This is a genomic window from Paenarthrobacter sp. YIM B13468 (genome assembly GCF_042788025.1).
Classification (GTDB): domain Bacteria; phylum Actinomycetota; class Actinomycetes; order Actinomycetales; family Micrococcaceae; genus Arthrobacter; species Arthrobacter aromaticivorans.
On record NZ_JBHZPI010000001.1, the window covers coordinates 347,813 to 369,242 of the forward strand.

The following is a 21,430-nucleotide window of genomic DNA, read 5'->3' on the forward strand; positions in this document are numbered from 1 at the left end:
GAGGATTGATGGATACAGGATCTGCCCGGCACGGGGCGGCTCCATTTCGGTTAGGTAACCCGAGCTTCTATGCTTAGCTGGAGCCTTTGTAAGTATGGGGGGCGAGTAGTCGTGAGGAAACCGGTATAGATGAGTAGTGTTCTGACAATCCGCGGTGGCGTCCCGTTGACAGGGCGGGTGACCGTTCGCGGTGCCAAGAACCTTGTGCCCAAGGCCATGGTGGCGGCGTTGCTGGGCAGCGAACCATCAGTGCTTCGGAACGTGCCGGAAATCAAGGACGTGGAGGTTGTTACCAGCCTCCTGAAGCTCCACGGGGTGACTGTGGTCAAGGACCCCGCCACGGGCGATCTGACACTGAATCCGAAGGATGCCAAAACGGCATCCAGCACCGCTATTGACGCGCACGCCGGCGATTCACGCATCCCGATCCTGCTGTGCGGCCCTTTGATCCACGCGATCGGAGAGGCTTTCATTCCGGACCTCGGCGGCTGCAAAATCGGCGATCGTCCTATCGACTACCACCTGAACGTCCTGCGCCAGTTTGGCGCCGTCGTGGAAAAGCGCCCGGGGGGCATCCACATCTCCGCGCCCAACGGCCTGCACGGCGCCAAGATCTCCCTTCCTTATCCATCTGTGGGTGCCACCGAGCAAGTGTTGCTGAGCGCCACGCGCGCGGAAGGAATCACGGAACTCAGCGGCGCTGCAACGGAACCGGAGATCATCGACCTCATCGCCGTGCTGCAGAAGATGGGCGCGATCATCAGCGTCCAGACTGACCGCACTATCCGTATCGAGGGTGTCAAGGACTTGGGCGGCTATAACCACCGGGCCCTTCCGGATCGGAACGAGACGGCGTCCTGGGCCTCGGCCGCGTTGGTGACGCGTGGCGACATTTTTGTTGAAGGCGCTTCACAGCGGGACATGATGACCTTCCTGAACACCTACCGCAAGGTGGGGGGCGGCATGGACATTGGTGATGACGGCATCCGTTTTTACCACCCCGGAGGCAAGCTTTCCCCACTGGTCCTGGAGACGGATGTGCACCCAGGCTTCATGACTGACTGGCAGCAGCCCTTGGTGGTGGCTTTGACCCAGGCGGAGGGTGTGTCGATCGTGCATGAGACGGTCTATGAGAACCGTTTCGGGTTTACCGATGCCCTGGCCCGGATGGGTGCAAACATCCAGGTCCACCGTGAGTGCCTTGGCAGCGTCCCCTGCCGCTTCGGCCAGAGGAACTTCCTGCATTCTGCCGTGATCTCCGGTCCCACGCCGCTGCGGGGGACCGAGATTGACATCCCTGATCTTCGCGGTGGCTTTAGCCACCTCATCGCAGCTTTGGCCGCGACGGGCACCTCCAGGGTCACTGGCATCGATATCATCAACCGCGGATATGAGCGCTTTACGGAGAAGCTCGCTGGCCTGGGCGCCGATTTCGACATCATCACCACCAAGTAGCGGGGGACCCTTTGAAGGAATCGGCCAAGAGCCGGGCTACGTTCATGCTCCTGGCGGGCATTGCGCGTCCGTTGATGAACGTCTTGATGGGCAAGAAGTGGGAGGGCGCTGGGAAGCTCCCCGCGGGCGGCTTCATCGCAGCACCGAACCACTGCACCGAAATTGATCCCGTCGTGATCGGGCACATGCTGTACAACCAGAAACGTCCTCCGCACTTCCTCGCGAAGGCAGGACTCTTCAAAGCACCTGTGCTGGGAACTTTGCTGCGGGCGACGAACCAGATTCCGGTTGAACGCTCGACGGCGGGAGCGAACCGCTCGCTGCAAGTCGCCAAAGAGGTGGTGGACGCCGGAGGTGCGATCATTATCTACCCCGAGGGAACCCTGACCCGGGACCCGGACCTGTGGCCGATGAAGGGGCACACTGGCGCTGCCCGCTTGGCATTGCAGACAGGTGCACCCGTAGTTCCAATGGCTCACTGGGGGGCCCATGAGGTTTTCCCCCGATACGCCAAGCGCTTCCACATCTTTCCTCGAAAGACCGTCAGGGTTCTCGTCGGTGAGCCCGTGGATCTGAGCGCTTTCGCGGACCGGCCCATGGACCGGGCCACGCTGTCCGAAGCTACAGACGTCATCATGGACGCGGTCACCGCGCTCCTGGCAACCCTTCGCGATGAGGACCCGCCCGCCGAACGCTGGGATCCGGCCGTTCATAAGCAAGCCAAACATGGCCGGTTCGTGGAGCGGGGTTCAAACGCTGCACTGGGCGCAGCGCCTGAAACGGCTGCAGAACCCGCTGGCAACGAAGCATCTCTTGAGGATCCGGAATCGGAGGGCAGCAAATGACGGTCATTGAAAGCCCTGTCCCTGCTCCGGACACCGTAGCGGTACTTGGCGCAGGTTCTTGGGGAACTACGTTCGCCAAGATCCTCGCGGATGCTGCTGCAACTGCCGGGGTGGAGCGGAGGATCCGTATTTGGGGGCGGCGCGCCCGGGTAGTTGATCAAATCAACGCGGATCACCGCAATGAGCAGTACTTGAAGGACATCGAACTTCCCCACGCAGTCACCGCATCCACGGATGTTGCAGAGGTCCTGCAGGATGCCGGTCTCGTGGTCCTGGCCGTGCCGGCCCAATCGCTGCGGCCCCAGTTGGGAGAATGGAAGCGCCTGCTCGCACCGGACGCAATTGTCGTATCGCTCATGAAGGGCCTCGAACTGGGGACTGATGCACGCATGAGCGAGGTCATCGCCCAGGAGCTCGGCATCCCCGAATCACGTGTGGTGGTGGTCTCTGGACCCAACCTCGCCATGGAGATTGCAAGGGAACAACCCACTGCGTCTGTAGTTGCGTGCAGTGACGCCGATACCGCCGCCGCAATCGCACTCTGCTGCACCGCACCGTACTTCCGTCCCTATACCAGCACCGATGTTGTGGGCGTTGAGATCGGCGGGATCGTCAAGAATGTGATTGCCCTGGCCGTGGGTATCTGCGAGGGGCGACAGATGGGTGACAACACCAAAGCGTCAGTCATCACACGAGGCCTCGCTGAGACGTCCCGGCTTGCCTTGGCGCTGGGTGGAGAGGCCCACACTATGGCGGGTCTCGCGGGGCTCGGCGACCTCGTTGCAACGTGCTCATCTGCGCTTTCCCGAAATCACACAGCTGGAAGGCTTTTGGGCGAGGGGCTGAGCCTCGAGCAGGTGGCTGAACAGATGACGCAAACCGCTGAAGGCATTAAATCCGGCCCTGCCGTGCATGAATTGGCGGGCAAACTGAACGTCGAAATGCCCATTACCGCCGCCGTTGTGGCGGTGCTTGAAGGCAAAATGTCCGTTGATGACCTGGGGCCGCGATTGCTGGCCCGGGCCCTTAAGTCCGAAGGCGACTACTGATTGTGACTGAAGAATCCACCCCCGTGACCGGCCGTCGACCCCGTGTAGCGGTCCTTTTCGGCGGACGTTCCAGCGAACACGCTGTTAGTTGCGTAACGGCGGCAGGCGTCATGGGTGCCATTGATAAGAGCAAATACGATGTCGTGCCGATTGGTATTGCCAAGTCCGGACAATGGGTCCTTGCATCGGGGGACACCAGCCAGTGGTCCTTGAGCTCGTCGGCGCTTCCTGAGGTTTCGCCGTCGGACCGGACTGTCACCTTGGCAGAGGTGGGCGGTGAGCACCAGCTGATCGTGACCGCGCCGAATGCGATACCCGAGGAACTCGGTTCCGTGGACGTCGTCTTTCCTTTGCTTCATGGCCCTTGGGGCGAGGATGGAACAGTCCAAGGCCTCTTGGAGCTATCCGACACACGCTATGTTGGTGCCGGCGTGCTCGCTTCGGCAGTCGGCATGGACAAACACTTCATGAAGGTAGTTTTTGAAGCCGCTGGACTGACCGTGGGGCCTTATATCGCCGTCACGGACCGAGAATGGCTCACGGACGCCGAGGCTGTCCGCAAGCGCGTAGACAAGCTCGGTTTCCCGGTCTTCGTTAAACCTGCCCGTGCAGGCTCCTCGATGGGAATTTCCAAGGTGGATTCTTTGGAGGGCCTTGACGCCGCCATCGAGGAAGCCCGCCGCCACGACTTGAAGCTGGTCATCGAAGCCGGGATTGTCGGGCGCGAAATCGAGTGCGCTGTGCTGCAAGGCAGGGGCACCGATGCGCCCCGCACCTCCATGCCCGGCGAAATTGCGGTGGCTATGGGGGAACACGAGTTCTATGACTTTGCTGCCAAGTATGTTGAAGATGGTGCTGCCGCGCTGAGTTGCCCGGCTGATATGCCGGACGAAGCCATTGCGCGCGTTCGGGAATTGGCCGCTGCCGCCTTTGACGCCGTGGGCGCGGAAGGCCTGAGCCGGGTGGACTTCTTCTACACGCCCGCGGGTGAACTGATTATCAACGAAATCAACACCATGCCGGGCTTCACTCCCAAGAGCATGTACCCGCAGATGTGGGCGGCCTCAGGCCTGTCGTATCCCGAGCTGATCGATGAACTCATCCACTTGGCACTGACCCGCAAAACGGGCCTGCGCTGAACCCTGGCAAATAGCAGCTGGTGTCGGTTGGAACGACCGGCACCAGCTGCTGTGTATGCGGTTGAGTGCCCGCTACTTGGCGGTCGGGAGGTTCTGCAGGTCTTCCTGACCCACGCAGTGCCGCGTTGCTTTGATTTTGCCGGCAGCGGCGGCAAGTTCGGTGAGGACTGTGGCAGAGCTGATGTTGGCGGCTTCCAATTTGACCGGATCGACGAGGATTTCCGTTGCCGGTTCGCGTCCAAAGGTGGTCAGGGTATAGACGCCATCGCCTTCTTTGATCACCCAGTCGATGTCATTCACGCTGACGCAGCGGTCAGTGGTTGGTCCAGGGACGTTTACACCGCAGCGCAGGATGATCTGGGAAGGATCGCCCCAGGCAGCAGTGGCCTGGCTGTTGGTCTTGCGGAGCGCGGCATCGCCGATCTTGTCCGGCAGCGCCACCATCATTGGGGCGCAGGCCGGATTGGCGGCGTCGGTTGCCGCCGTGACGTCCACGGTGGGGGCGCAGGCTGACACTGCGAGGACGGACGCTGCGGCCAGGCTGAAGGCCACGGCGGTCCGCGGAAGGGTCTTTCGGTGCATCACCCCAGCCTATCCCGCGCACGAGGCCGCTTGGCATGCGGTTGGTGCACCGGTTAGGAGAGTCACATTGCCGACGGGGCGCCCGGCTCAGGCTCCGGCGGTATTTTGTCGGTGTCCCGCGATAGCGTAGAGCCGTGCCCCCAAAACAGCCATCCGAAGCCCCAAAACAGTCATCCGAAGCCCCGAAACAGTTATCGGAAGATTGTCCAACAGTCGCAGATCTCTCGGAGTCCGAGCTCCTTGCCCTGATCTTCCCCCGCCTGAACAGCAGCCCCAGTGTCCTGCTGGGTCCCGGCGACGACGCCGCTATGGTTGCCGCCCCGGACGGCCGCACACTGATTTCCATCGATACCCAGACCCAGGACCAGGACTTCCGGCTTGAGTGGAACAACGGCTATCGAACCACCGGATACGACGTCGGATGGAAGTCCGCGGCACAGAACCTTAGCGATATCAACGCCATGGGCGGAACGGCTACCTCACTGGTGGTGAGCCTAACCATGCCGTCGGCCACGCCAGTTCAATGGGTTGAGGACTTCGCGGATGGCCTCACCGCTGGGATCATCAGGCTGGGGGTTCCTGATTGCTCCGTCGCTGGGGGTGACCTGGGCCGTGGCCGGGAGATTGCGGTGACTGTCGCCGTCGTCGGTACTTTGGCTGGACAGACGCCCGTGTTGCGTTCCGGCGCGAGGCCGGGAGATGTCGTGGCAGTGGCAGGCACCCTGGGGCGAGCCGCCGCCGGCCTGGCGCTGTTGGAAAGCGATGTCGCTGTAACGGACCTCTCAACTGAGCAGCGTGCACTGTTGGATAGCCAATGCCGGCCCTTGCCGCCGTTGGCTGCCGGGCCGCTAGCCGCACGTTCGGGCGTAACAGCAATGATGGACATTTCAGATGGTTTGCTGCGCGACGGCGGCCGGCTCGCCGCGGCAAGCAACGTCATCCTGGACTTTGACGCTGTGGCGTTGAAGGCCCACACACTTCCGCTGGAACCAGCTGCCGCCTTGCTGGGCGTAGATTCCATGCCGTGGGTTCTGGGCGGCGGAGAAGACCACGGACTGCTGGCTACGTTCCCAGCTGGAATTCAGCTGCCGCAGGGCTTCACTGCGATAGGCTCAGTTCAGGCCGTTGTCCAGTCTCAAGGCAGCGGCGTCCGGATTGCCGGACAAGCTGCTGACACCGTGGGATGGGATCATTTTGCAGACTAAGATCGCCGCGAATGCGCACGCCATGAAACGTTGGCTCGGCAAGACAGAGGTGGTCCTCGGCAACCATAGCGACCGCCTGAACGCGATCAACATCTTTCCCGTCGCAGACGGCGATACTGGAACCAATCTTTATCTCACCGCGCGCGCGGCTGTGTCCGCGTTGGCTGGCACCGCTCCTGACGCTGTCGAGGCCGGTAACGACGTCGGTGCTGTGCTGTCGCGCGCTGGTCAGGCCGCCATGGAACAGGCAAGGGGTAACTCCGGCACCCTCTTTGCTGTTTTCTTGTGCGCAGCGGCGGAGCCGCTTGCTGGAAAGGCGCGCCTGAGTGCGCCACTCCTGGCCACGGCCCTTAACAGGGCCCAGATCCGAGCCTGGTCGGCCTTGAGCGAACCGGTATCCGGAACCATGCTGTCCGTCCTTGAAGCAGCGGCCCATGCAGCCCAAGCGGTAGATTCCTCCCAGAATAGTGATGACAGCAACCACGCACTGGGCCTTGCTTTGGACGCCGTGGTGGAAGCTGCCTTTCAAGCCGTCGTACGCACAGAGGACGAACTCGCACCCCTGCAGGCGGCGCATGTGGTTGACGCCGGCGGTGTAGGTATGTTGCTGGTGCTGGACTGTCTCCGCTCCGCAGTGCTCGGCGAAGAACTGCAGGATGAGCTCCTGGATGGCCTCCACGGCTACCAGCTGCAGGATCCGCACATCCACCAGCAGATGCCGGCCGACGACGGCGTTGAAGTGATGTGTACCATCAGCCTTTCGCCCTTGGACGCGGCCGTGCTGCGCCAACGCCTGGACGAGATGGGTGATTCCGTCATCATGAGCCAGGTTGGCAATACAGGTCACCATCCAGACGACGACGAATCCACCGCTGAGGCCAGTTATCGTTGGCGGGTGCATGTCCACGTACCTGATCCCGCGCCGGCAGTAGCGCTGATCCGGTCTCTGGGGGAGCCAACGGACATCGCAGTCAGCCAACTTGCCCTTCCCCGGGATTCTGAAGAGGGGTCCAGGGATTCTGAAGACGGTCACCGCGACCAGCAAGCAACACAAACTGCAGACCCCAGCAGCATCCCGGGCCAGCCACGGCATGAACACTGAGCTGGAACTGCCCCTGGAACGCAGGATCGGCAAGCGCTCGGCGTCCGTCATTGAAAAGAACCTAGGCCTCAAGACAACCGGCGCGTTGCTGAACTACTTTCCGCGCAGGTATTTGAGCAGGGGCGAACTTACTCCCATCAGCAACCTTCCCCTGGATGAGGAAGTCACTCTAATTGCGCGGGTCCTGTCCAACAGCACCCGTCAGATGCGTGCCCGCCGGGGTTCCATCACGGACGTCGTGGTGACCGATGAAGCCGGTGGAAGCCACGTTTCCGGCACCCTGAAAGTCAGTTTTTTCAATGGTTTCCGGGCCAAGGCCGAGCTCCTCCCCGGACGCCGTGCAATGCTTTCCGGCAAGGTGACCCGCTACGCGGGAGCTTTGGGCCTGACCAATCCAGACTTCCTCCTGCTGGATGAGGATCCGGATACTGACGGTTCGATTGACCCCGAAAAGCTGGCAGCCATGCCGATTCCCGTCTATCCCGCCACGGCAAAACTAACAAGCTGGTCCATCCACAAGGTGATTACCGCGTTGCTGCAAACCCTGGACCTCGATGCCTTGGCCGATCCCCTTCCGGAGCCGATTGTCAGCAGGGGCGGACTGCTCAGTGTGGCTGAGGCGTACCGCCTGATCCATTCGCCTGAAACGGCAAAGGACTGGCAGCGGGCACAGGAACGGTTCCGCTACCAGGAGGCGTTGGTGCTGCAGGCGGCTTTGGCGCGACGACGTGCCCAGCTTGCTGCAGAGGAAGCCACTGCCCGACGCCCAGTCAGCGACGGCCTGCTGGGCGAGTTTGACCGGAACCTGCCCTTTACGCTCACCGCTGGCCAGACAGCAGTGGGAAAGACACTTTCCGAAGAACTTGGCCAGGACACTCCCATGAATCGACTCCTGCAAGGTGAGGTCGGTTCGGGCAAAACCATTGTGGCACTGCGGGCGATGCTGCAGGTGGTTGACGCGGGGGGACAGGCAGCACTCCTCGCGCCCACTGAGGTTTTGGCTGCACAGCATTTCGATTCCATCCGCAGGACCCTGGGTCCGCTGGCCCGCGATCATATGTTCGGGGGTGCCGGCATGCTTGGAGCCGATGCCGGGCAGGCTGGCGTCATGGTGACCCTGCTGACTGGATCCATGCCTGCCTCCGCCCGAAAGCAGGCCATGCTCGACGCCGCCTCGGGCAACGCCGGCATCGTGATCGGCACCCACGCTCTGTTGAGCGACAAAACCAGTTTTCAGGACCTCGGCTTGATCGTGGTGGACGAGCAGCACCGCTTCGGCGTGGAGCAACGTGACGCCCTGCGTGCCAAGGCCCAACGTCCGCCGCATCTGCTGGTTATGACTGCCACGCCGATTCCCCGCACAGTGGCGATGACCGTGTTTGGCGACCTTGAGACTTCCATCCTCGATGAACTCCCCGCTGGGCGGGCGCCCATTTCCACGCATGTTGTAGGGCTCGCCGAGAACCCGGGCTGGGCGGAGCGAATCTGGAAACGATCGCGGGAAGAAGTCGACGCCGGTCATCAGGTCTACGTTGTATGTCCCAAAATCGGGTCCGACGACGACGGCGACTTCAGGCCAGGAGAGGCGGAACCAACGGATGCCGAACTTTCGGACGAAGGTCCGGCCCGCGAACTCGCTTCGGTGACAGCCGTCGTCGAAAGCCTGGTGCAGGAGCCATCCTTGGCCGGGGTGCCCGTGGCGCCCCTCCATGGTCGTCAGGACCCGCTGCTTAAAACCGAGACCATGGCATCGTTCGCGGCAAACCAGACCAAGGTGTTGGTCTCCACCACGGTCATCGAGGTGGGTGTCGACGTTCACAATGCCACCCTGATGGTCATCCTGGACGCCGATCGTTTTGGTATTTCCCAACTCCACCAGCTTCGCGGCCGGGTTGGTCGTGGCGGTCTGCCGGGGACTTGCCTCCTGGTAACTACTTTGGAGCCTGGGCATCCGAGCCGTCGAAGGTTGGACGCCGTGGCGTCCACCACCGACGGGTTCGCGCTCTCCCAGGAAGACCTGAAGTTCCGCCGTGAGGGCGATATCCTCGGTGCCTCACAATCAGGTGGGCGCTCCACGCTTAAGCTGCTGCGTGTCCTGGAGCATGAAGATCTGATTGCCCGTGCTCGCGCGGATGCACAGGCGCTGGTGGCACATGACCCGGCGCTGCGACACCAGCCGGTCCTGGCGGCGACCATTGATGAATACTTGAACCCTGAAAAGGAGGCGTTCCTTGAACGCGGTTAGAGAATCCCCAGGTACGCGAATCGGTAAAGGGCCGGGCACCGGCAATGGAGAGGCGCTGTGAGCCGGATTATTGCCGGAGTTGCTGGTGGCAATCCGCTCACGAGCGTGCCCGGGACCGCAACGCGGCCTACTACGGACCGTGTTAAGGAAGCACTGTTTTCCCGGCTCGAGTCTTTGGCTGTCATCGACGATGCCCGGGTGCTGGATCTCTATGCCGGTTCCGGAGCCCTGGGTGTGGAGAGCGCGAGCCGGGGCGCCCGCAGCGTGGATCTGGTGGAATTCGATGCCAAGGCCAGCGATGCCTGCCAGCGCAACGCGGACTTGGTCAACCAAATCCTGGGTGGCAAGAAAGTCTCAGTCCATCGATCCAAGGTGGAGTCTTTTCTGGAGCGCGCCACAGCACGCGATGTGTGGGACCTGGTGTTCCTGGATCCGCCATACCCGCTGGACGAACCAGCGTTGAGTGCCGTGCTGGCCAAATTGTCGCCTCACTTGGATGAAGGGGCGGTTGTGGTGGTGGAGAGGTCGTCCAGGAGTGCCGAACCGGCCTGGCCTGAAGCGTTGGAATGTTTCGCTGACAAGAAGTACGGCGAGACCAAACTATGGTTCGCTGAACCCTCCTAGTCTGAAATTCTGTCCAGGTCCACGCCATGGAGGACTGTTGCCGGGTGTGGGCCCCGCGAGAGCAGCGCGCTGGTCCACGCTTCCGGCCATGGCGTTCGGGTGCCTACCAGGATGATGTTGCCGGGGTAGCGCCCCGCGAACATTCCCGTCTCGGCAAATGCGACTACGTCCGCCATGGCTTGCCGGAGGGCTGCTACCTGGCTTCGCACCAGCGTTAGTGCCGGTTCGTCGCCGACGTTGACGATCAGTACGCCGTCTGGCCCCAAGCGGGCAGCGGCCTCTTCGTAAAACTCCCTGCACGCGATGTGGGCGGGTGCTTCCGGCCCGGAGAAGATATCAAGGATGACGACGTCGAACCTCACGTTCGCGGGAAGTTCGGCCAGCGCCTCGCGTGCGTCGCCTATGTGCGTGTGCAGCCGCGTGCCCTCGGGCATGGGTAGCTTTTGCAGGACAAAGTCCAGTAATTCGCGTTCGAGTTCCACGGCATATTGGTCCGAACCTGGACGCGTGGCCTGGATGTAACGGGCCAATGTCAGGGCACCGGCGCCGAGATGAAGCACGGAGAGTGGCTCACCAGGCTCTGCGGCCAGATCCACAACATGGCCGATCCTGCGAAGATATTCGTAGAAGATCTCCGAGGGGTTGGCCACGTTCACGTGGGATTGTTCAGCGCCACCGATGCTGAGGATGTAACTGCCTTCAATGAGCGTATCGGCATCAACAGTGGCGTGCTGTCCTGAGGTTCGCAGGAAACGCGTGGCGTGATGGCGGCCGGAGTCGTTGCGGTTCAGAGCAGGTCCTTAAGCGTGGCCAGTCGTTCGGCCGCTTCTTCCAGGACACTGGTTTTTTTGCAGAAGGCGAAACGCAACAAGCTTCGGGTCCGCTGCGCTCCTTCAGGATGGCAAAAAACAGGAACCGGGATCGCAGCGACACCTACCAGGCCAGGCAAGCGGCGTGCCAGGTCCACGGAGTCTTTGATGCCCAGGGGTTCTGTGTCGACGTTGATGAAGTACGTACCGCGTGGCGTGAAGACGTTGAATCCTGCAGCGCGAAGGCCTTCGGAAAGGATGTCGCGTTTGCGTCGGAGCGTTTCGGCTATGCCGGCGTAGAAGGTGTCGGGAAGGGCGAGTCCCACGGCGATGGCGCTTTGGAACGGCGTGCCCGAGCTGTATGTAAGGAACTGTTTGACGGTGCGGACCGCGGCAACCAGGTCCTGGGGGCCGCTGAGCCAGCCGATCTTCCACCCGGTGAAGGAGAAGGTCTTTCCTGCAGACGAGATTGTGAGGGTCCGTTCCGCAGCCCCAGGCAAGGAAGCTACTGGAATATGCGTTACGCCGAAGGTCAGGTGCTCGTAGACTTCGTCGCTGACAATGATGGCGTCGTACTTCCTGGCTAGCTCAACCACCTTTTCCAGGACCTCTTGGGGGAAAACGGCGCCTGTGGGATTGTGTGGGTTGTTCAGGAGCACCACTTTGGTGCGGTTGCTGAATGCCTCTTCGAGTCTGGAGAGGTCCGGAAGGAAATCCGGAGCGGTCAGGGGAGCAGTGACATGTTGTGCTCCGGCCAATCCGATGATGGCTCCATAGGAGTCATAGAACGGTTCGAAGGTCAGGACTTCGTCGCCGGGCTGGATGAAAGCCAAAAGTGACGCCGCTATGGCTTCCGTGGCGCCCGTAGTGATGACGACTTCTGTCTGCGGGTCTGGAGTGAGTCCATAGAACCGGAGTTGGTGTTCGGCGACAGCTTCGCGCAATTCCGTGATGCCCTTGCCAGGAGCGTATTGGTTGGCTCCTGCGGCGATGGCTGCCTGCGCTGCGGCTTTTATCTCCACGGGTCCGTCTTCGTCGGGGAAGCCCTGTCCGAGGTTGATTGCGCCGGAGGATATTGCCAAGGTGGTCATCTCCTCGAAGATGGTCACTCCGAGGTTTCCGTCAGGGGAGAGCAGGTTGGCGCCAGTAGCGGCCCGTTGCCATGGCGAGGAACCGTGGGCCGTTGTGTTGAGCGGTAAAGTGCTGCCTGCTGGTGACATGTCAGCCATGGTATCCCGGCGAAGCTATGGGGTAGGTTCGTCTCATGAGACGTGCGGTATGCCCTGGATCCTTTGACCCTATCCACAACGGACATCTCGAAGTCATCGCGCGGGCGGCTGGCCTGTTTGACGAAGTCATCGTGGCCGTGTCCACCAACTACGCCAAGAAGTACCGCTTTAGCCTCGAAGACCGGATGGAGATGGCCCGCGAGACTCTGGCGTCCTTGCGTGGCATCATCGTTGAGCCGATGGGGGAGGGGCTGTTGGCCGAGTACTGCCGGCATCGGGGTATTTCGGCAATTGTTAAAGGCCTTCGCTCGTCTTCGGACTTTGACTACGAATTGCCGATGGCCACCATGAACCGTCAGCTTACCGGCGTCGAAACCGTCTTCCTGCCGGCAGAAGCGCATTACGTCCACCTTTCTTCCACCTTGATCAAAGAGGTCAATGTCTTGGGCGGCGACATTTCCGATTTCGTACCGAAATCCGTGTTGAAGCGGCTCCTCGCTGGCGAGTCTGGAACGTAACCCTCCCGCAAGGGGGTAGTCTTTATAGGTACCTCGCAGCTTCTTGCGGTGGATCCCAGCTGAAACCGTGACGCTCTTCGCGCGCCCGGCACCGGTTTGAGTCCTCAGGCTTGATCAGGCTAAGATGGTACGTCGGTCATATGTTCTACAGGAGTTCTCATTAAGCGAGATGCAAGTTCGCCCTTGGCGCTGGTAGTCAAGGACCTTGGACGCAGTCCAGGGACCATGCGGACACTCAACGAACATGTACCTGCGCCAAGTGACCTTGGTGTGGCGCTCATTGGCGTGAAGGAAGGCTCGGATGTCGAGTTGGATCTTCGCCTCGAGGCCGTACACGAAGGAATTCTGGTATCAGGATCCGTAATCGTCGAAGTAACCGGCGAATGCGGTCGATGCCTGGATCCCCTTGCGTATGACCTTGAAGTCAATGTGCAAGAACTTTTCTTCTATGAAGGCGTCGAGCTTTCGGACGAAGAAGACGATGAAGAGCAACGTCGAGTCGAGCACGATCTGATCGATCTTGAGCCGGTGTTGCGGGACGCAGTTGTCACTATGCTGCCGTTCCAGCCGGTGTGCCGGGAAGACTGCCAGGGCCTTTGCTCCGAATGTGGAGTACGCCTGGAAGACGAGCCGGGGCACCACCACGAGGTCATTGACCCTCGCTGGGCTGCCCTAGCTGATCTGGCTAAGACTGACCGGCAAACTGATTAGTAAGTGTTGGACTAAGAGAGAAATGAGATAGCCGTGGCTGTTCCCAAGCGGAAAATGTCTCGCGCAAACACACGCGCCCGCCGTGCCCAGTGGAAGGCAACTGCCCCCAACTTGGTCAAGACCATCGAAAACGGTCAGGTTACTTACAGCCTGCCGCACCAGGCAAAGGTCGTCACTGACTCTGCCGGCACCGCGCTGTTCCTTGAATACAAGGGCCGCAAGGTAGCAGACGCCTAATCTGCCCAATAGGCTGACAAAGGATGTCTTCAACTGAAGAGCTTCTGAAGCGTCTCGGTGTCTCCATTGACACCGAGACGCTTCGTCTTGCTCTGACACATCGCTCATATGCGTATGAGAACGGTGGGATTCCCACCAATGAGCGTCTCGAGTTCCTCGGCGACTCCATTCTGGGGTTCTCTGTGACCGATTCGCTTTACCGCGAGAACCCAGCGCTGCCTGAAGGTGAGCTCGCAAAGCGGCGATCCGCCGTCGTGAGCACGCGCGCCCTCGCAGGAATTGGTCGCGAGCTTGGTGTGGGCGAGTTCATCTACCTCGGACAGGGCGAGAAGCTCACCGACGGCAAGAACAAGGCCTCGATCCTCGCGGATACCATGGAAGCGCTCATTGGCGCCACCTACCTCTCCAACGACATCGAAACGGCACGCCAGCTGGTGATGCGCCTTGTGGGCCCGCTCCTGAAGGACGCCGGCGCCCTTGGAGCCGGCACCGATTGGAAAACGAGCATCCAGGAACTGACCGCCAGCCGCCAACTCGGAGCAATCCACTATGCCGTGGAAGGCTCGGGCCCGGATCATGCTCGTACATTCGAGGCTGTCCTGAACATTGGTGGGACTCCTTATGGTCGCGGCGCTGGCCATTCGAAGAAGGAAGCCGAGCAGGAAGCTGCCGCTGACGCCTGGCGTGCCCTGACCGCGCTCGACCAAGCTCCTGCCGGACCCGCTTCCGCCTGAAGCCGAGTCCACAGACCCAATGCCTGAACTTCCCGAAGTAGAAGTGGTTCGCCGCGGCTTGGCCCGCTGGGTTCGTGGCCGCACGATCACCGCGGTTGACGTCCTTGACTCCCGCTCCATCCGCAGGCATGGCCTCGGCACCGAGGACTTCATCGGGAATCTTGAGCACGCCACGGTAATGGACGTCGTCCGGCGCGGTAAGTTTCTTTGGATGCCGCTCGCCATGGACACCCTGGGTTCCGTTGACAGCACGCTGCCCAAGGTAGCGCTCATGGCTCATCTGGGGATGAGCGGACAATTGCTCATGCAGGACCCCCATGTCCCTGACGAGAAGCATCTCAAAGTCAGAATCTGCCTCAGCCCGGTGGACGGCATGCCGGAGCAACTGCGATTCGTGGACCAGCGCATTTTCGGTGGCCTGTTCGTGACGTCCCTGGTGCCAACTTCCGACGGCGGCCCTGGAGGTTTGGGGGAGACGCCCCTGCCCGAAATCGCCGAGGAAGCCTCCCACATTGCCAGGGACCCGCTGGACCCTTGCTTTTCCTTTGACACCTTCTATCGCAAAGTAAAGAGCCGAAAAACAGGCCTGAAGCGGGCATTGCTGGACCAGTCGGTGATTTCCGGGATCGGCAACATCTATGCTGACGAGGCCCTGTGGCGCGCCCGCCTCCATTACGCAAGACCTACCGACACGTTGCGGCGCGGTGATGCCGCCCGGCTTGTGGAGGCCGCACAGGACGTGATGAATGCGGCGTTGGCTGCCGGAGGCACGAGCTTTGACTCCTTATATGTCAACGTCAACGGCGATTCGGGTTGGTTTTCCCGAAATCTAAATGTCTATGGGCTCGCCGGGCACCCGTGCAAGCGCTGCGAAACGCCGATCGTACGCGAAAAGTTCATGAACCGCTCCAGCCACTTTTGCCCGGTTTGCCAGCGGAAACGTTCATCGAAGACTCGCTGATGATCGAAACGTGCCCCTTCCGGCCTCGTGCCATCGTTCGATCGGTTGTACGTCAATGTATAGAGCTTCGAAACACCGCACGTGACTTGAAGGTGTACGGGTCACGGCTGCCGGAACGAGGCATTAGGAGTTTCAACGTCAGTGGTCGCTGCTACTGTCCATAACATCGAACGAACGGGGGAGGAACCATGGCGCTGACGACGTCGCTGGCAGGGCGGGTGCGGAACACGACACTGCCGAAAACCCATGCGCTGCTCCCGCTTCACGAGGCGGTCGTCAACGGTATTCAGGCGATCGACGCGCGGTTCCCCGACGATGCTGCTGGCCGAGGGCGTCTCACCGTCCGGATCCACCGGGAGCGGCAGGGCGCGTTCGACCTTAGCGCGGGCTCTCCAGGCCGCGCACCGCTCAAGATCATCACCGGCTTCAGCGTCGAGGACAACGGCATCGGGTTCACGCCCGACAACATGACGTCCTTCGAGACGCTCGACAGCGACTACAAGGCCGGTATCGGCTGCCGCGGCGTGGGCCGACTCCTCTGGCTTGTGGCGTTCGATCGCGTCGAGGTGCGCAGCGCCTACTACGAGGGCGGGACCCTTGCGGGACGTCAGTTCAGGTTCTCGGTCAGTCAGGACGTCGTGCCCGACGACGCGCCCGACGGACTGACCGATGCCGGCAGCTCTGTGTGTCTCGACGGCTTCAAGAAGCCGTACCAGCAGAGCGCGGCCAAGACGGTTGAGGCCATCGCGCGCGAAATTTTCGAGCACTGCATCTGGTACTTTCTCCGCGACGGCGGCGCTCCCGACGTGTTCGTGTCTGACGACGATGAGACGTTCTCGCTCAAAGACTTTGTCGAAGAGCTCGGGCACTCCGAGACCGCAGCAGCGTTCGAGGTCAAGGGCCAGACGTTCGAGATGCTCAACCTCCGCCTCAAGACCTCGGCCCGCAACGCGACGCCGCGCCTGCACTGGTGCGCCGCGAACCGGGTAGTCAAAGACGAGAGCATCGCCGGGAAGCTGCCGGGCCTCTACGCGCGCATGAAAGACGGCACCTCAACCGAGTTCACCTACGTCTGCTACCTGTCCTCGACCTACCTCAACGACCACGTCAGGGCCGACCGCACGGACTTCGACCTGCCGGAGCGCATGGCGGGCGACGCCCTGATCGACGAGCCGACGCTCGAAGATATCCGTACAGGCGTCCTGCAGGAGGTCTCGAAGGCGCTGGCAGAGCCCTTGGCATCGGCGCAGGTCGCGAGCAAGGAGCGGATCCACCAATACGTGAGCACCAAGGGTCCGAAGTACCGTCCGCTCATGAAGCGCATCGAATCAGCCGGGATCGTCGTGGACCCATCGACGAAGGACGCCGACCTCGAAATGGAGCTGCACAAGCACGCCCAGAGGATCGAAACCGATTTGCTGGCAGAGGGCCAGGCCGTATTCGCGGATTCGAGCGGCGATAAGCCCGAAGACTACGACGAGCGCCTGGCCAAGTACCTCGAGACGGTGAAGGAGTTCAACCAGTCCGACCTGGCGAACTACGTCGCCCGACGACGAACGACCCTCGACATCCTCGCGAAACTCATCGAGTCGGACGGCAACGGCAAGTACGCCCGCGAGGACCGTATCCATGAGCTGCTCTTCCCGATGAGGAAGGACTCGAACGAGGTCGGGGTCGACGCGTCAAACCTCTGGATCCTCGACGAGCGGCTCGTCTTCCACGACTACCTCGCGTCCGACAAGACGCTCAAGAATATGCCCGTCACGGACGATGCCTCGACGAACAGACCAGACATTCTGGCAACCCGCGTGCTCGAGCCGGACTTGCCCGTGCTCGCGTCCGAAGGGCAGAAGCTGCCGCTGCAGTCGATCGTCGTCGTCGAGCTCAAGCGACCCATGCGCAATGATGCGACGGCGGAGGATAAGAACCCCATCGCACAATGCCTCGACTACGTCGCGCGTGTCCGCGAGGGCAAGGCGGCGACTGCAACCGGGCGACCGATCCCGTCGAGCGCGCAGGAGCCGCCGGCTTTCTGCTACGTCATCGCCGACCTGACTCCGACGATGGAGCGCATGTGCAAGCTGTCGGGCCTGACCAAAACACATGACGGGCTCGGGTACTTCGGCTACATCGAGCCCTACAAGGCCTACGTCGAAGTCATCAGCTTCGACGGTCTCGTCAATGCGGCCACACAGCGGAACAGGGCGTTCTTCGATAGGCTCGGCCTGCCGTTGAGCTAAGGATGGGGTGGGACCTGATCGTGAACCCCCCGTCGATCTTTTGTTCCCCTCCAGCAAACTGTAGGGAGCCCGTGATCGGGGGACCGTCATCTTCTCCCAGGCGAAACGGTCAGCTTTGGCCCTCGCCGCTCCCCGCACCGGCTGGACTCTTCACGACCGGTGTGATCGTGCGCCGATTTTCCTGACGGACGCCCTTTCGACCAGGTTGACGCCGAGGACCGTGTCGTCGGGCATTGAGCCCGGGTCGGCGATTCTTGCCAGGAGTGTTTCCACGGCGGTGGCAGCTTGGGCGGAGAGATCCTGGGCAACCGTCGTGAGCCGGGGCGTGACGACAGTACCAAGGTCGAGGTCGTCGAAGCCGACGACCGATACGTCGTCGGGTACGGTTGTTCCGGTCTCGGTAAGACCCTGTATGAGCCCGACCGCGATGGAGTCGGAGGTCGCGAAGGCTGCGGTCACCGAGGGGCAGCGCCTGCGCAGCGTCGCACCGGCCAACCGGCCGTCTTCCAGGGAATAAACGTCGGGAACGACCCGTGAGGTGTCGGCCGCGATGCCCGCTTCGGCAAGTGCGTTCCTGTAGCCCTCATACCGTTCGCTGATGACTCCGTGTTCCCGTGCCGGCGGACCGACGAACGCGATGTTGCGGTGGCCGTTGTCGATCAGGTGTTTTGTTGCGAGGTAGCCGCCGTGGCGATCATCGAGGCGGATGTTCGTGATGCCAGGATGCTCGGCGTAGTTTTCCACCGCGACGACCGGCTTTGCCAGCCCCGGGGCCATGGTGTCCAGGGCGCTGTCATAGAACCCGATGAAGATCGCCCCGTCCAGGCTCCAGGCCTGGAATGCTGCCGGAACAGCGGACGGGTCCGCGATTCCTTGAAGGAGCATGTGGTAGCCGCGATGGCGGAGCGCCGGTTCGATGGCCCCGACGATCGCAGCGTTGTAGGGGTTCCGTAAGAGGTTCTCGTCCTCGGGGCCGGAGATCAAGCACCCGATCATGCGTGAGGACTTGGCGGCCAGGCTGCGCGCGGCGGCATTGGGAACGTATCCGAGCCGGGCGGCAATCGCCATGACCTTGTCCACGGTGGCCTTCGATGCCTTGCCGCGACCGTTGATGACGTTGGAGACGGTCATCAATGTGACGTTCGCTTCTTCGGCTATGTCCTTGAGTGTAACCGGCATGGTTCCCCCTTTTTCGCTGGCCGTGCCCCCGGATTGCGGGGTGGCCCTTCTTGACAACAGAACCAAGTATATCGCTATACTAATTCACGCCTTGTTTAGCGCTCAACATGATGCACCTCACATCCGATAGGGAACCAGTGAATACCTACGAGAATTACCTCCACTTCGTCCGCGTCGATGACGTGCGCGCGACACCTTCAGGCCTGACGGCGGAGTTGCACGGCGAGCAGTTGCGCATCGATGTCATCCGCGACGACGTCATGAGGATCAAGATCAGCCGGGGCGGGGTGTTCGATGAGGAGCCCACCTTGGCGGTCTGCGCCGACACGGCCGGGGCAGGCGCGCCGTTCGAGTTCACGGTCGACGGTGAGCGGGCCCGCCTTTCGACCGCTGACCTGGTGGTCTCGGTGTGGCTGGACCCGTTCCGGATCGACATCCACCGGCCCGACGGCACCACCGTGTTCCGGACCCTGCGTGACCATGACGGGGCATACCAGTCGTTTGCGACGCTGAACGACGCTTTTACTTTCGCCCGCGCACACGGCGAAGCGGATGCGGTGTTCGGCCTCGGAGAAAAGACCGGCCGGGGAAACCGCCGCGGCCGTGGCTTCACAATGTGGAACACCGACGTACTGGACCCCTCGGCGACAGGGAAGTTCACCGCAGGGCTCGAAACCAATGACCCGCGGTCCGTCCCGACGAGCACTGAGTTTGACCCCTACTACGTTTCGATTCCGTTCCATTACCTGCAGGACGCGGCCACGGGGAAGATGGCGGCCTCGTTCATGGACAACGGCTACCGCGGGGCCTATGACTTCTCCGGCGACAGAGACTACCGTGTCCATTTCTCCGGCGGCCAATACACCGAATACGTCTTCGCCGGCCCGGACATGCCCGGCATCCTGGAAGCCTATACCTGGCTCACCGGGCGGACGCAGCTGCCCCCGCTGTGGTCCCTTGGCTACCAGCAGTGCCGCTGGCACAAGTACTCCCAGGAGGACGTCGAAAGCCTCGCCGCGCGCCTGCGTGCCGAGGGCATTCCGTGCGACGGGCTGTGGCTGGACATCGAATACATGGACGGGTACCGGGTCTTCACCTGGGACACCGAGCTCTTCCCCGATGCCGAAGGGATGCTCACCCGGCTTGGCAAAGACGGGTACCGGTTTGTCACCATCGTCGACCCCGGAGTCAAGGCAGAGCCCGGGTACGCCGTGTTTGACGACGCACTGTCCAAGGACGTGCTGTGCAAAACCGAGGGCGGGGACATGTACCTCGGCCAGGTCTGGCCCGGCAAGACAGCTTTCCCGGATTTCGCCACCGAAGAGGGCCGGGAATGGTGGGGCGAGCTGAACGCCCGCCACGTGGAGTCCGGTGTGGCCGGGATCTGGAACGACATGAACGAGCCCGCCACGGGCGCTGTCGATCCCTCCGGAATGAGGTTCGGCAAGGGCCAGTACTCCCACGAGCGCTTCCATAACCAGTACGCGATGCTCATGGCGATGGGAACCACCCAGGGCCTGCTGGCGGCCATGCCGGACAAGCGCACCTTCGTCCTCTCGCGCGCCGGCTCTGCCGGGATCCAGCGCTACGCCGCGAACTGGATGGGCGACAACCTTGCCAACTGGGACCACCTGCGGATGGGCATCGCCATGGCGACCGGTTTCGGTGTTTCCGGGCAGGCGTTCGTGGGGGCCGACATCGGCGGGTTCTACGGGAACTCCGATCCCGAACTGTTCGCGCGCTGGGTCCAGTACGGAGCCCTGACCCCGTTCTGCCGCAACCACTCCATCATCGGCACCCGGGACCAGTACCCGTGGTCTTTCGGCCCGGCGGTCCTTGACATCGCCCGGAAGGCGCTCGGCCTGCGGTACCGGCTCCTTCCCTACATCTATTCCGCGTTCGTCCAGGCCGCGGAGACCGGCGCTCCGGTCCAGCGCCCGCTCGTGTTCGACCACCAATACGACCCGCTCGTGGCCGAGATCGACGACGAATATCTGTTCGGCCCCGATTTGCTGGTCGCACCGGTCACCCAGGCCGGCACCACCCACCGGCAGGTTTACCTTCCTGCCGGGCACTGGTACGGCTGGCATGACGGGGAACTGCACGCCGGCCAGCAGCACATCATCGCCGAAGCCCCGATGGACCGGATCCCCCTGTATGCCCGCGCCGGTGCAGTGATTCCCATGTGGGATGAGGTTCCGGCATCCACCGCAGGCTACGAGCCCGGAACGCTTGAACTGCACGTTTTCGTCCCTGCCTCCGACGGGACCAGTGCGTCCTTCCTCCAGGAGGACGACGGCCTCACCTTCGCCGCGAACGACGGCGGCCGCGTCCGGACCGGCTTCACCCTCACCCGCAGCGGCACGCGCCTCACCCTCCTCGCGGAGGCGAGCGGCGACGGTTTCGACGGTTTCGCCCGCCAGCAGTTCGACGTCGTTGTCCATGGTGCCGAGCCGGAGGCGGCGACCCTCGACGGTGCCCCCGTTTCGGTCCACGGGTCCCGGATCACCGTCCCCAACACCGGCCAGGGCTTCACCGTCGAATTCGACGGATAAATCCGGGTCGG

General features: G+C 62.1%; 19 protein-coding genes. 15 read left to right on the plus strand and 4 right to left on the minus strand.

Annotation, left to right across the window (positions count from 1 at the left end; all coding sequences use genetic code 11):
- Nucleotides 1-129: 129 nt before the first annotated feature.
- From murA to ACFX4T_RS01600, 4 genes are read left to right on the plus strand one after another with little or no spacing between them, the layout of a single operon-like run.
- Nucleotides 130-1,455, plus strand: coding sequence for a UDP-N-acetylglucosamine 1-carboxyvinyltransferase (gene murA / locus ACFX4T_RS01585; RefSeq protein ID WP_216923873.1), 1,326 nt, complete (start codon nt 130-132; stop codon nt 1,453-1,455).
- 11 nt (nt 1,456-1,466) lie between these two features.
- Nucleotides 1,467-2,300: a lysophospholipid acyltransferase family protein gene (locus tag ACFX4T_RS01590; protein WP_377650566.1), complete on the plus strand. Its 834-nt coding sequence runs from the start codon at nt 1,467-1,469 to the stop codon at nt 2,298-2,300.
- Complete coding sequence (locus ACFX4T_RS01595; RefSeq protein WP_223946318.1) at nt 2,297-3,349, plus strand: NAD(P)H-dependent glycerol-3-phosphate dehydrogenase; 1,053 nt, start codon at nt 2,297-2,299, stop codon at nt 3,347-3,349. Before ACFX4T_RS01590 ends, ACFX4T_RS01595 begins: the two co-directional genes overlap by 4 nt.
- Nucleotides 3,349-4,488 (plus strand): D-alanine--D-alanine ligase family protein, encoded by a 1,140-nt coding sequence (locus ACFX4T_RS01600; protein ID WP_216924142.1) that lies wholly within the window; start codon nt 3,349-3,351, stop codon nt 4,486-4,488. The genes ACFX4T_RS01595 and ACFX4T_RS01600 overlap by 1 nt, the downstream gene beginning before the upstream one ends.
- Before the next feature lie 72 nt (nt 4,489-4,560).
- Here ACFX4T_RS01600 and ACFX4T_RS01605 read toward each other — a convergent pair whose 3' ends face one another.
- Nucleotides 4,561-5,070 carry a DUF3515 domain-containing protein gene (locus tag ACFX4T_RS01605; protein WP_216923870.1) on the minus strand — a complete coding sequence of 170 codons (510 nt, stop codon included), beginning with the start codon at nt 5,068-5,070 and terminating at the stop codon, nt 4,561-4,563.
- Nucleotides 5,071-5,315: 245 nt separating this feature from the next.
- On the opposite strand from ACFX4T_RS01605, the gene thiL reads away from it, so the two are divergent.
- From thiL to rsmD, 4 genes are read left to right on the plus strand one after another with little or no spacing between them, the layout of a single operon-like run.
- Entirely contained in the window at nt 5,316-6,275 is a 960-nt protein-coding gene (gene thiL, locus ACFX4T_RS01610; RefSeq protein WP_377650626.1) for a thiamine-phosphate kinase, read from the plus strand.
- A 22-nt stretch (nt 6,276-6,297) separates the two neighbouring features.
- Entirely contained in the window at nt 6,298-7,377 is a 1,080-nt protein-coding gene (locus ACFX4T_RS01615) for a DAK2 domain-containing protein (RefSeq protein ID WP_377650567.1), read from the plus strand.
- The gene (locus tag ACFX4T_RS01620; RefSeq protein WP_377650568.1) at nt 7,367-9,622 is read left to right on the plus strand and encodes an ATP-dependent DNA helicase RecG; all 2,256 of its coding nucleotides are present in this window, start codon (nt 7,367-7,369) and stop codon (nt 9,620-9,622) included. The genes ACFX4T_RS01615 and ACFX4T_RS01620 overlap by 11 nt, the downstream gene beginning before the upstream one ends.
- Nucleotides 9,623-9,679: 57 nt before the next feature.
- Entirely contained in the window at nt 9,680-10,246 is a 567-nt protein-coding gene (rsmD, locus tag ACFX4T_RS01625; RefSeq protein ID WP_216923866.1) for a 16S rRNA (guanine(966)-N(2))-methyltransferase RsmD, read from the plus strand.
- Here rsmD and ACFX4T_RS01630 read toward each other — a convergent pair.
- Together ACFX4T_RS01630 and ACFX4T_RS01635 are read right to left on the minus strand one after the other, a co-directional pair.
- Nucleotides 10,243-11,037, minus strand: a complete 795-nt coding sequence (locus ACFX4T_RS01630) for a spermidine synthase (protein WP_216924140.1) — start codon at nt 11,035-11,037, stop codon at nt 10,243-10,245. The two genes, rsmD and ACFX4T_RS01630, sit on opposite strands and share 4 nt — an antisense overlap.
- Nucleotides 11,034-12,284: an aminotransferase class I/II-fold pyridoxal phosphate-dependent enzyme gene (locus ACFX4T_RS01635; protein ID WP_223946314.1), complete on the minus strand. Its 1,251-nt coding sequence runs from the start codon at nt 12,282-12,284 to the stop codon at nt 11,034-11,036. The genes ACFX4T_RS01630 and ACFX4T_RS01635 overlap by 4 nt, the downstream gene beginning before the upstream one ends.
- Before the next feature lie 35 nt (nt 12,285-12,319).
- Between ACFX4T_RS01635 and coaD the strand changes: the two genes are divergently transcribed.
- The 6 genes from coaD (at nt 12,320) to ACFX4T_RS01665 (ending at nt 17,685) form a co-directional block, all read left to right on the plus strand.
- The gene (gene coaD / locus ACFX4T_RS01640; RefSeq protein WP_216923864.1) at nt 12,320-12,802 is read left to right on the plus strand and encodes a pantetheine-phosphate adenylyltransferase; all 483 of its coding nucleotides are present in this window, start codon (nt 12,320-12,322) and stop codon (nt 12,800-12,802) included.
- 183 nt (nt 12,803-12,985) lie between these two features.
- Entirely contained in the window at nt 12,986-13,513 is a 528-nt protein-coding gene (locus ACFX4T_RS01645; protein WP_216923863.1) for a DUF177 domain-containing protein, read from the plus strand.
- Between the two features lie 33 nt (nt 13,514-13,546).
- Nucleotides 13,547-13,750: a 50S ribosomal protein L32 gene (gene rpmF, locus ACFX4T_RS01650; protein WP_011775139.1), complete on the plus strand. Its 204-nt coding sequence runs from the start codon at nt 13,547-13,549 to the stop codon at nt 13,748-13,750.
- A 23-nt stretch (nt 13,751-13,773) separates the two neighbouring features.
- Nucleotides 13,774-14,484: a ribonuclease III gene (gene rnc / locus ACFX4T_RS01655; RefSeq protein ID WP_216923862.1), complete on the plus strand. Its 711-nt coding sequence runs from the start codon at nt 13,774-13,776 to the stop codon at nt 14,482-14,484.
- 19 nt (nt 14,485-14,503) lie between these two features.
- A complete protein-coding gene (gene mutM / locus ACFX4T_RS01660) occupies nt 14,504-15,445 on the plus strand; it encodes a bifunctional DNA-formamidopyrimidine glycosylase/DNA-(apurinic or apyrimidinic site) lyase (protein ID WP_377650569.1) in 942 nt (313 codons plus the stop codon).
- Between the two features lie 188 nt (nt 15,446-15,633).
- A complete protein-coding gene (locus ACFX4T_RS01665) occupies nt 15,634-17,685 on the plus strand; it encodes an ATP-binding protein (RefSeq protein WP_377650570.1) in 2,052 nt (683 codons plus the stop codon).
- Between the two features lie 150 nt (nt 17,686-17,835).
- On the opposite strand, the gene ACFX4T_RS01670 is transcribed toward ACFX4T_RS01665, so the two are convergent.
- Nucleotides 17,836-18,864, minus strand: coding sequence for a LacI family DNA-binding transcriptional regulator (locus ACFX4T_RS01670; RefSeq protein ID WP_377650571.1), 1,029 nt, complete (start codon nt 18,862-18,864; stop codon nt 17,836-17,838).
- Between the two features lie 137 nt (nt 18,865-19,001).
- On the opposite strand from ACFX4T_RS01670, the gene ACFX4T_RS01675 reads away from it, so the two are divergent.
- Complete coding sequence (locus ACFX4T_RS01675) at nt 19,002-21,419, plus strand: TIM-barrel domain-containing protein (protein WP_377650572.1); 2,418 nt, start codon at nt 19,002-19,004, stop codon at nt 21,417-21,419.
- The last annotated feature ends 11 nt before the right edge of the window (nt 21,420-21,430 follow it).

What these genes read in the sequence shown, in the direction of transcription:
- coaD (WP_216923864.1), top strand. Translation starts at nt 12,320, where the DNA reads ATGAGACGTGCGGTATGCCCTGGATCCTTTGACCCTATCCACAACGGA.
- ACFX4T_RS01615 (WP_377650567.1), top strand. Translation starts at nt 6,298, where the DNA reads ATGAAACGTTGGCTCGGCAAGACAGAGGTGGTCCTCGGCAACCATAGC.
- rnc (WP_216923862.1), top strand. Translation starts at nt 13,774, where the DNA reads ATGTCTTCAACTGAAGAGCTTCTGAAGCGTCTCGGTGTCTCCATTGAC.
- ACFX4T_RS01595 (WP_223946318.1), top strand. Translation starts at nt 2,297, where the DNA reads ATGACGGTCATTGAAAGCCCTGTCCCTGCTCCGGACACCGTAGCGGTA.
- ACFX4T_RS01620 (WP_377650568.1), top strand. Translation starts at nt 7,367, where the DNA reads ATGAACACTGAGCTGGAACTGCCCCTGGAACGCAGGATCGGCAAGCGC.
- ACFX4T_RS01635 (WP_223946314.1), bottom strand. Translation starts at nt 12,284, where the DNA reads ATGGCTGACATGTCACCAGCAGGCAGCACTTTACCGCTCAACACAACG.
- ACFX4T_RS01605 (WP_216923870.1), bottom strand. Translation starts at nt 5,070, where the DNA reads ATGCACCGAAAGACCCTTCCGCGGACCGCCGTGGCCTTCAGCCTGGCC.
- ACFX4T_RS01665 (WP_377650570.1), top strand. Translation starts at nt 15,634, where the DNA reads ATGGCGCTGACGACGTCGCTGGCAGGGCGGGTGCGGAACACGACACTG.
- ACFX4T_RS01670 (WP_377650571.1), bottom strand. Translation starts at nt 18,864, where the DNA reads ATGCCGGTTACACTCAAGGACATAGCCGAAGAAGCGAACGTCACATTG.
- mutM (WP_377650569.1), top strand. Translation starts at nt 14,504, where the DNA reads ATGCCTGAACTTCCCGAAGTAGAAGTGGTTCGCCGCGGCTTGGCCCGC.
- murA (WP_216923873.1), top strand. Translation starts at nt 130, where the DNA reads ATGAGTAGTGTTCTGACAATCCGCGGTGGCGTCCCGTTGACAGGGCGG.